Raw genomic sequence first — 8,525 nt, forward strand, 5'->3', positions numbered from 1 at the left:
CTGAGCAAACAGAGTCAGAACCCGGCCACACCACCGGACAAAAGAACCCCGAACCCGCCTCACCTCCAACATCCAACAACCCACACTCACACAAAATAGGTATTACTGGTGCTGCCGCGCGCCGTAAAGTTTTTCTTTAATACCCTGGAGTAAGTTCGTTTGCTTATATCAGCCTTACACCATTCATAAATGCTTTGGGTCGTCAGCTTTCGTTCGGGGAAGAGGAACTTAAATTCTCGTATATTGCGCAAGATCGCCTGCTCCAATTTTTCACGCCCGCCGCATTTTTCACATACCAGAGTCCTGTGTACAGGACTGAGAAGAGAATGGCAGTTCATGCAATACATCCCTTTTTTCAGCTGGTCAAAGTGATAGTCGGGCAAAATAGTATAGGGATTTTTGGTTTGGTGGAGTGACAGTAGTTGCCGGGCCAGTTTTCTGTGACCCTCATTTAGTTTGGAAGGGGTATGATTCAAGTCTTTCAGGAAACGGTTTATTTGGGTTGGCAGAATAATGGGCTGGTCCATGGGAGCTTGGTATAAGGTGAATTCAGGGTTGATAAAAAGAACGGAGGCTTCAACGGGAATGGTTTGCTTGAGGATTTGAAGCAGCTGGCGGAATAGGGAGGCACTTCTTTTTAATTGGTGTACAGGATTCTTATATTCCCGGCCGGTATTTACGGCATATAGCTTGTCAGATTCCAGGTTCCAGTCTCCCTGAAAATTTTTTATTTCTATTAGATGGATCATTCTTTCTGAAATGATCAAGGTGTCAATTTGAACATAGGAGTTGTTCACTTCCAGTAACAGATCATGAATCACCAGCCTTTCTTCGGTCAATTTTTCTGTCAGTAGGTCAAATTTCACCTCTCCTTCATAGCCTTTTTCAAGGTTGGCCCAATGCTGTTTTTCTTTTTCGGTTAAATCCATTCGGATGTTCAAATACCTCATACACCATAATTCATCCGACGGAAATCTTCTTTTTAATAACATTTTCCACTTCCTTTCTTTACCTCTAAATCTATTTTAAAATAAATTTAGAAAATTACAAATACTTTACCCGGACTTTCTTACCATTTGCCGATTTCCATGAAGAGAACCCCGCCCACTTTCTAATTTGTATAAAATAGTATATAATTATCAGATAATGCTAGCTATATTACCTTATCAATCATTATAATAGAATAGAATGTGTACTTTGTGTGACGGAAAAGGCGTGTCCTTGGGTGATGTCTTTCGAGTGGTGAAGCCTGAGCAAAGCGCCTGCAGTTTTTGGCAAATTTCTGGGATAAGGAAGGGTTTAAAATGAGCAGCGTACAGAACAAAACAGACGTTATCTTAATTGGTGCCGGAATCATGAGCGCGACTTTGGGATCTTTACTGAAAGAGTTAGCACCGGAATGGGAAATCAAAGTGTTTGAGAAGCTCGCCAGCGCAGGAGAAGAAAGCTCTAACGAATGGAATAATGCAGGGACGGGACATGCTGCATTGTGCGAGCTTAACTATACATCTGAAAAATCCGATGGATCAATAGATATCGCTAAAGCGATCAATGTAAATGAACAGTTTCAGCTTTCCAGACAGTTTTGGTCTTATCTTGTAGAAAACAGCCTGATTACCAATCCGCAGGACTTTATTATGCCAATCCCTCATATGAGCTTTGTTCAGGGAGAAGAAAATGTATCGTTTTTGAAAAGACGTTTGGAAGCGCTGTCAGCTAATCCGCTGTTTCAGGGCATGGAATTTTCCGATGATCCTGAGAAGCTAAAGGAATGGATTCCGGTGATGATGGAAGGCCGTAAATCCGATGAGCCGATTGCAGCCACAAAAATCGATTCCGGAACGGATGTCAACTTCGGTGCGTTAACGCGCATGCTGTTTGACCATTTAAAGAGCAAAAATGTCGATGTTCATTACCAGCACAGCGTCCAGGATTTAAAGCGTGCCGGCGATGGATCATGGAATGTAAAAGTGCGGAATATGGAAAGCGGCACAACCGAAAACCATCAGGCGAAGTTTGTCTTTATCGGCGGGGGCGGCGGAAGCCTGCATCTGCTGCAGAAGACGGGCATCCCTGAATCGAAGCATATTGGCGGATTCCCGGTAAGCGGACTGTTCCTGGTCTGCAACGATCCGGAAATCGTTGAGAAGCACCATGCGAAGGTATACGGAAAAGCCAAAGTGGGTGCTCCTCCAATGTCTGTGCCGCATCTGGATACAAGATTCATTGATAACAAGAAATCCCTGCTGTTCGGCCCGTTTGCCGGATTTTCACCGAAATTCCTGAAAACAGGCTCCAATATGGACTTGATCAAGTCTGTTAAGCCGAACAATGTCATCACCATGCTGGCTGCAGGTGCAAAGGAAATGGCGCTGACAAAATATCTGATTCAGCAAGTGATGCTGTCCCATGAACAGCGTGTGGAAGAACTGCGTGAGTTCATTCCAAACGCAAAGAGCGAAGATTGGAGTGTCGTAGTAGCCGGCCAGCGTGTGCAGGTCATCAAGGATACACCTGCCGGAAAAGGAACCCTGCAATTCGGCACAGAAGTAGTCAGTGCGTCTGACGGCTCGGTTGCTGCCCTGCTCGGAGCTTCACCGGGTGCTTCAACAGCCGTTAATGTCATGCTTGAAGTATTGCAGAAGTGCTTCCCTGAGCAAATGGACGAATGGCATTTTAAAATTAAGAAAATGATTCCGTCCTACGGTATGTCACTATCTGAAAATCCTAAGCTGTTCCGTGAGATTCACGAATCCACAGCGCAGGTGCTTGGCCTCAGCGAAAAGGAAAAGCATCAGGAGCTTGCTTATAGCTGATTATAAGAGGAACTCTCAGGCCGAATTCGGTTTGAGGGTTCTTTTTTGTGGATAAAACGGTATCATTTTAACTTCGATAACAGTCCAGCTCCAGCGCCTTCCCCGTCGAGGTCACAAGCCAATTCTATGAATAGGCTTTTAAAAGCGATGCTGTCAGTCAGCCTTTTAAAGGCTTTGGTGAGGATGTTTCACATGAAACACCAGCAGTAAAAGCGAGTGCCGGATAGAAGCATGCAATACTGAAAAGGAAGTTAGCGCATAAGCTTTGACCTGGGAATTTCTCTCAAACCGCAGCTGCAGCTGATTCTCTTCTTTTTGTTACGAGTGTCATCCATAATAGAGAGAACAATAAATCGGATAGTGGGAAGTTTTTTGAAAGCGTACCAGCCATAATGGCTGGGTTTTTTGCTGTAAAAGCACGTGTATGGCCCCTGCAACCCCTGCGTGCGCCCTCCTGCAACCAATCCTATCTTTACTTTTGGCCAAAAAATTCACCATAATGGGAGTATCGATCTGCAGAAAGGTGATTGTGAATATGATTTTTGCCGAAAAGCTTAAGAAGGAGAGGAAAGAGAAAGGATGGTCACAGGAGGAACTGGCTGAAAAGCTGTATGTGAGCCGCCAGTCTGTTTCTAAATGGGAGAATGGCCAGAATTATCCCAGCATTGAAATTATTATTAAACTAAGTGATCTGTTTGGGGTTACGATTGATGAATTATTAAGGAGTGATGAGGAATTGACGGAGAAAGTGATTAAGGACAGCAGACAATTAGCTTATCCAAGATTGAAAGTATTTTTTGATTGTTTATTTCTGATAGGATCCGCTATGCTAATCCTTAAACTAAGCATTTTAGGACTTAATCATTTTACTGAACTGGAGATCCCTCTTCGTGGATCGTTTTTCTGGAATTTCGGTCCTCTGTTTTTAATGTTAGGCGGCGGAATTTTCTCTGACACATTAAAAAAGAAATATAAAACTGAGTAACGAACCCTGCATTCTTGTGCATGGATTGTCGGGTTCACACCACCAGCTCCTGCTATTCTTTAGATACAAGGAGGTCATCGATATGGATTTGCTGCAAAATATGAATCGGGCGATGAAATATATTGAAGAGCATTTAGCCGAAGAGGTTGATTTCAAAGAAGCGGCTAAGCTTTCTTATTGCTCGGAGTACCATTTTAAACGAATGTTTTCCTTTCTGGCGGGGGTATCGCTTTCGGAGTATATCCGCAGAAGACGGCTGACCTTGGCTGCCTTTGACCTGAAGGACCAGAGGGCTAAGGTCATTGAGGTAGCCATGAAATATGGATACAGCTCGCCTGATTCGTTTACCAGAGCGTTCCAGCAGCTTCATGGCATCACTCCATCAGAAGCAAGGAGCAATGGCCACGCCCTGAAGGCTTATCCGCCGATGACCTTCCATCTATCTATTAAGGGAGGAACTGAAATGAACTATCGTATTGAGGAGAAAGAGGCGTTTCGAATTGTGGGCTTAAAGAAGCGGGTGCCGATTATTTTTAACGGAGTGAATCCGGAGATTGCGGACATGTGGAAGAGCCTGAACGAAGAAAAGATTAGGATGCTCAAGAGTTTATCGGACACAGAGCCATTCGGCCTGATCAGTGCATCAGCCAATTTTTCTGAAGGAAGAATGGAAGAAAAAGGTGAGCTTGACCATTATATCGGAGCTGCCACTACAAAGGAATGCCCTGCGGGGATGGAATCTCTTGAAATTCCGGCCACATCATGGGCAGTATTTGAAGCAGTGGGGCCGTTTCCGGAAACGCTTCAGAACGTATGGGGACGGATTTACTCGGAATGGTTCCCATCCTCTTCCTATCAGCAGATAGAAGGGCCGGAAATTCTCTGGAATGAAAGCAAAGATACGGCTTCACCAGCATTCCGCAGTGAAATCTGGATTCCGGTTGCAAAAAAACAGGACTCCTAAGCCTTAGCCAGTGGAGTCCCGTCTATTATTCCCTCAGGCGATCCGGCAATCCCTGGATTGAGGACACAACAACATCCAGCTTGGCTTCGATCCGGTTCAGCAGAAAAAGCGTGACCACAATCGGGAAGCCGAGTTCGCTGATCAGGGTGACCATCTGTTCCATCGTGCATGCTCCTTTCTATTCATCTATAAAAAGGCCGGGTTCCAAAGAATCCGGCCTCTTTTCCTTACATTAGTTCATAATCTGTTACATTGCGCTCTACTAATCTGGCGCCTTTAGCTGCAACAAGGTCACCGCCATTGCCGTCAAAAGCGTTAGCCGCAATGATCTGTTCCATCACTGCCTTTACAGCTGCCGGATCAATCGGTTCCTTCGGGCTGTCCACCGAAAGCTTGGTTTCCTTGCCCATTTCTGTTTCGAATGTCATTTCAAGTGATTTAGCCATGTTTTTCACCTCCTGTTTTGTTTATTTTTCTCAGACATTAGCCTAAGATATCGAAGCTGTCGTTTCTGTTTAGCTCAGTCAGCGGGTAGCTTGATAATCCAGCGATTGCCTGTCCCACTGTGAAAAGCTGGTCCGCTGTAGCGGATTGTTTCACGCCGCTGTAGGTTTTTGATTTGTAAACCGGCTTGCCCTGCCCGTTAAGGCCTGTTTCAAAAACCAGGCGAAGTTTGGAATCAGTGATAATTGCTTGTGCCATCTCGAACACCTCCTTTCACCTTCTATATATACTTTGGAGGGAGAAAAGGACAGGGTGAATTTAATTAAGCTGCATTATTTTCTTCAGCTTCTCGCGGGCACCGTGCCGCCAGTTTTTGACTGCAGAAGGGGAGACCCGTTCTTTTTCAGCAATTTCTCTGACAGACAGCTCATCACATAATGTATAGTGAAGCCATTTCATTTGGTTTTCAGATAACAGTCCGCATTTTTTGTAAAGTTCTTGTGTGAGCTCTGGACTGGGAGCTGGTGAGGGGTCTTCGATGAATTCCCAGAAGTCTGCTTCCGGATAGATATATCGGTCAATCTGGTTTGTTTGCCTGGTTAATTCCGTCATCATTTTTCCTTTTACCATACTGTAAGCGTAGGAAAGGAAGGCCCCTTTTGCATCGTTATGATTTTTCCATGCCTGCCAAAGGGTTATTAAACCCAGCTGGTAGAATTCCTCAGTGTTTTTATAGATGTTCAATTTTTGCATAATGTTATGAATCATAGGTTCATATTGTGCTGCTAACTGTTCAAAACTCTCCATGAAATATCCCTTCAAGGAAAGCGCGCTCTCTGTGTATTCCCGGGTAGCTCAAACATAGCCTGGCAGCCATTTTTTTACGAATCCAGTAAAAGTCATAAATCGGCCTTTTAAGCCCCCTGAGACCGGAGTTATAGGGTCTAAGGCTGGAGTAAAGGGATCTAACTCCCAACAAAGGGGCAGTTAGCTACTTTTTGTAAAAAAAATTTAGCGAAAAGGCATTATCCTCAGCGGGAAACCCCATTTCATGCAATTCTTCAAAGTATTTTTCTTCAAATTTCTTATTCAGAATTCCGTAGAAATAAGCGATGGGCTTAGCAATAATGCTGGTTTTCATTTTCCGGATCAGCTGTTTAAAGGAATGGAGGGCTGTTTCTGGAATAGTGTTCAACTCACAATTATTTTTATAGGCTGCAATGACTGCCATTCTCCAAAACTCCTCAATCTGCTTTGCTTCCGGAAAAAAGTATTTTACAGTGCTGCTAAATGATTGTGGTACACGGTCACTAGTAAAAGTGTGATCGAGGACGGCTTCGTTACGTTTAGTACTCTTTTGATTTTTATTAGTTTTAGAAAGATTGATAGTTTTATTAGGGGGGTCCAATTTTTCCTGCTTAGGTGGGTCACTCTTGGGGAAACGATTAAAAACATATAAATTACTGGACTGGGAGCCGTTTTTTCTCTCTGTTTCATGCACGGTAAAAATACCAAGGTGTGAAGCCTTGGCAATCATTCTTTTAAAAGTGGAGCGGGAAATGCCATTGCCGTTATATTCTTCGTGGATGGCTTTTAACACCGTTCCGATCTTGGCATTGGATACCCCGGGAATTTTTGCAGCAAAACGAACCAGCCTCTTTAAACCGGCCAGCTCCCCCTTGGAAAACTTGTATTTATGCACCGCAAGCCACATTTCTAAATGGGCATTAAACTCCTGAAGATCTTTAAATTGAGAAAACTGTCCAAACTGGTCCACACTGCCTGATTTCAAATTCATTAAACTGCACCACCCTTTCACCTTCTATATACAAATCAAGGGGGCAGAAGGACAGGGTGGTTTTGAGAGAGTTGTGACAGAAATGTGAAAATCTATCTCTCCGCAGCCTGTGGCGGCTGTTCAAGCCATTTTTGCTTTATGGCAATCATCAGGCCTTTTCCATAATAAAGAGACATGTTTTTACTGATGCCAAGCAGTTTAATGATTATATCGGATCTTAGGCTGGAGGTCATGGCCTGGCTGATCATGGTGAAGCAGAATATCCCGATACAGGTGTTCACAAAGAACAGCATCATTTTCTCTGAAAAAGGAGGAAGATCCACGTCAAATTGGGTGAGCTCTTTGGCAGAGGAAACCGGAATATTTTCCTTGTCCATTACTTCCTGAAGGGATCGCAGCACGCCCTCGGTCAAATCTCTTCCTTTGCTGAAATGATCCTTCATTTCGTTTCTTTGAGAAAAATGGCTGAAGGCCGCAAAGATCTTTCTCGAGAATTGGGCCCTATGAATCACTCTGGATAGATTCGCAATTTCAGGAGCATTAAGCGCTCGGGATCCGCCCTTAAACCCATTAAGGTAATTAATGCTCCGGGCAAAATCAATCCGGTCATCAAGCTTAATATTTGGCGGCTTTGGGTAAATGCCCTTGGATAACATCAAATCCACAATTTCATTTTGGATCTTTAACGTGAACTTAAGTGTGATCTCAAAATAATCCCGGATATCTTTACGGGTGCTTTGACCCAGGGCACTTGGATATGTAGTCAATGAAAGCTGGGTAATATCATGGCAAAAAAATAAAATAAAATGATCGGAGAATACTTTACCGGCATTTATATTTATATCCTCATCCGTGAAACCAAGGGGCACGGACATGCTCTCTTTATGAAAAAAATCCTGGAGCTGCTTGAGATTTTTACCGGACTGATGCAGCAGCCTTCCAACAATCTTTCTGACTTTGCGATCCTCAGCCGTTTGAAAAAAATAGATAAAAAACTGCAGCTCCATGCTGTTTTTTAAATAAGATGACCAAATATTCGAGACCTCAGAGACCGTCAGCTCTTTAGAACGCACTGCTATCACTCCTTTTTTTATTATTGTTGCTCTTAAAAGTAAAATTATTACAATTGAGGGCGGATTCGTCCGGACGCTTCTGTCATAATTCGGGACTGGCCGGGAAAGCTAAGGGAAAAAGGAGGCTAAAAAACATGAAAAAGCTATGGATAATCTTCTTCCTGTCCTTTTCCTTCCTCACCCTAACCGGCTGCGGAAACGATGAAAAACCAGAGGAAGACGAGCAGGTGGAAGACGTAGAAGAAGAGGATGAAATTGGTGATGGTGAAATTGATGATGAGTAATTAAGGTGTTTGGGGTTTGGGAGTGTGTGTGATTCGGACTGAAAAAGCAAGGAACCGCCAGCTAGAGTCGGAACCCTGGGCAACTTCTGACACAAAAGGCAGGAAACCGCGAGTTAGAGTCAGAACCCGGTCCAACTTCTGACACAAAAGGCAGGGGAGCT

Annotated in this window: 11 protein-coding genes; 4 read left to right on the forward strand and 7 right to left on the reverse strand. The window is 43.9% G+C overall.

Annotated elements, in window-relative coordinates:
* Positions 1-86: 86 nt before the first annotated feature.
* Positions 87-992 carry a nuclease-related domain-containing protein gene (locus CHI10_RS18125; RefSeq protein ID WP_095245601.1) on the reverse strand — a complete coding sequence of 302 codons (906 nt, stop codon included), beginning with the start codon at positions 990-992 and terminating at the stop codon, positions 87-89.
* A 312-nt stretch (positions 993-1,304) separates the two neighbouring features.
* Here CHI10_RS18125 and CHI10_RS18130 point away from each other — a divergent pair, with 312 nt between their 5' ends.
* The 3 genes from CHI10_RS18130 (at position 1,305) to CHI10_RS18140 (ending at position 4,765) form a co-directional block, all read left to right on the forward strand.
* Complete coding sequence (locus CHI10_RS18130; RefSeq protein ID WP_095245602.1) at positions 1,305-2,816, forward strand: malate:quinone oxidoreductase; 1,512 nt, start codon at positions 1,305-1,307, stop codon at positions 2,814-2,816.
* A 535-nt stretch (positions 2,817-3,351) separates the two neighbouring features.
* Positions 3,352-3,801, forward strand: coding sequence for a helix-turn-helix domain-containing protein (locus CHI10_RS18135; RefSeq protein ID WP_095245603.1), 450 nt, complete (start codon positions 3,352-3,354; stop codon positions 3,799-3,801).
* 82 nt (positions 3,802-3,883) lie between these two features.
* Positions 3,884-4,765 carry an AraC family transcriptional regulator gene (locus CHI10_RS18140; protein WP_095245604.1) on the forward strand — a complete coding sequence of 294 codons (882 nt, stop codon included), beginning with the start codon at positions 3,884-3,886 and terminating at the stop codon, positions 4,763-4,765.
* Between the two features lie 25 nt (positions 4,766-4,790).
* Here the strand turns inward: CHI10_RS18140 and CHI10_RS18145 are convergent, their stop codons facing one another.
* The 6 genes from CHI10_RS18145 to CHI10_RS18170 all read right to left on the reverse strand — a co-directional run bounded on the left by CHI10_RS18145 (position 4,791) and on the right by CHI10_RS18170 (position 8,080).
* A complete protein-coding gene (locus CHI10_RS18145) occupies positions 4,791-4,928 on the reverse strand; it encodes a YvrJ family protein (protein WP_048010265.1) in 138 nt (45 codons plus the stop codon).
* Positions 4,929-4,992: 64 nt separating this feature from the next.
* Positions 4,993-5,211: a DUF2922 domain-containing protein gene (locus CHI10_RS18150; RefSeq protein WP_095245605.1), complete on the reverse strand. Its 219-nt coding sequence runs from the start codon at positions 5,209-5,211 to the stop codon at positions 4,993-4,995.
* A 37-nt stretch (positions 5,212-5,248) separates the two neighbouring features.
* A complete protein-coding gene (locus tag CHI10_RS18155; RefSeq protein ID WP_095245606.1) occupies positions 5,249-5,467 on the reverse strand; it encodes a DUF1659 domain-containing protein in 219 nt (72 codons plus the stop codon).
* 60 nt (positions 5,468-5,527) lie between these two features.
* Positions 5,528-6,016 (reverse strand): sigma-70 family RNA polymerase sigma factor, encoded by a 489-nt coding sequence (locus CHI10_RS18160; RefSeq protein WP_095245607.1) that lies wholly within the window; start codon positions 6,014-6,016, stop codon positions 5,528-5,530.
* Between the two features lie 184 nt (positions 6,017-6,200).
* Positions 6,201-7,007 (reverse strand): hypothetical protein, encoded by an 807-nt coding sequence (locus tag CHI10_RS18165; RefSeq protein WP_095245608.1) that lies wholly within the window; start codon positions 7,005-7,007, stop codon positions 6,201-6,203.
* Between the two features lie 92 nt (positions 7,008-7,099).
* Positions 7,100-8,080, reverse strand: a complete 981-nt coding sequence (locus tag CHI10_RS18170) for a DUF3231 family protein (RefSeq protein ID WP_095245609.1) — start codon at positions 8,078-8,080, stop codon at positions 7,100-7,102.
* A 134-nt stretch (positions 8,081-8,214) separates the two neighbouring features.
* Between CHI10_RS18170 and CHI10_RS22475 the strand changes: the two genes are divergently transcribed.
* Positions 8,215-8,364 (forward strand): hypothetical protein, encoded by a 150-nt coding sequence (locus CHI10_RS22475; RefSeq protein ID WP_179289079.1) that lies wholly within the window; start codon positions 8,215-8,217, stop codon positions 8,362-8,364.
* The last annotated feature ends 161 nt before the right edge of the window (positions 8,365-8,525 follow it).

It is taken from the genome of Bacillus sp. 7894-2 (assembly GCF_002272225.1).
Lineage (GTDB): Bacteria > Bacillota > Bacilli > Bacillales > Cytobacillaceae > Cytobacillus.

Excerpts from the sequence above, each read along its gene's own strand:
- CHI10_RS22475 (WP_179289079.1), top strand. The coding sequence starts at position 8,215 with ATGAAAAAGCTATGGATAATCTTCTTCCTGTCCTTTTCCTTCCTCACC.
- CHI10_RS18140 (WP_095245604.1), top strand. The coding sequence starts at position 3,884 with ATGGATTTGCTGCAAAATATGAATCGGGCGATGAAATATATTGAAGAG.
- CHI10_RS18150 (WP_095245605.1), bottom strand. The coding sequence starts at position 5,211 with ATGGCTAAATCACTTGAAATGACATTCGAAACAGAAATGGGCAAGGAA.
- CHI10_RS18125 (WP_095245601.1), bottom strand. The coding sequence starts at position 992 with ATGTTATTAAAAAGAAGATTTCCGTCGGATGAATTATGGTGTATGAGG.
- CHI10_RS18135 (WP_095245603.1), top strand. The coding sequence starts at position 3,352 with ATGATTTTTGCCGAAAAGCTTAAGAAGGAGAGGAAAGAGAAAGGATGG.
- CHI10_RS18145 (WP_048010265.1), bottom strand. The coding sequence starts at position 4,928 with ATGGAACAGATGGTCACCCTGATCAGCGAACTCGGCTTCCCGATTGTG.
- CHI10_RS18165 (WP_095245608.1), bottom strand. The coding sequence starts at position 7,007 with ATGAATTTGAAATCAGGCAGTGTGGACCAGTTTGGACAGTTTTCTCAA.
- CHI10_RS18160 (WP_095245607.1), bottom strand. The coding sequence starts at position 6,016 with ATGGAGAGTTTTGAACAGTTAGCAGCACAATATGAACCTATGATTCAT.
- CHI10_RS18155 (WP_095245606.1), bottom strand. The coding sequence starts at position 5,467 with ATGGCACAAGCAATTATCACTGATTCCAAACTTCGCCTGGTTTTTGAA.
- CHI10_RS18130 (WP_095245602.1), top strand. The coding sequence starts at position 1,305 with ATGAGCAGCGTACAGAACAAAACAGACGTTATCTTAATTGGTGCCGGA.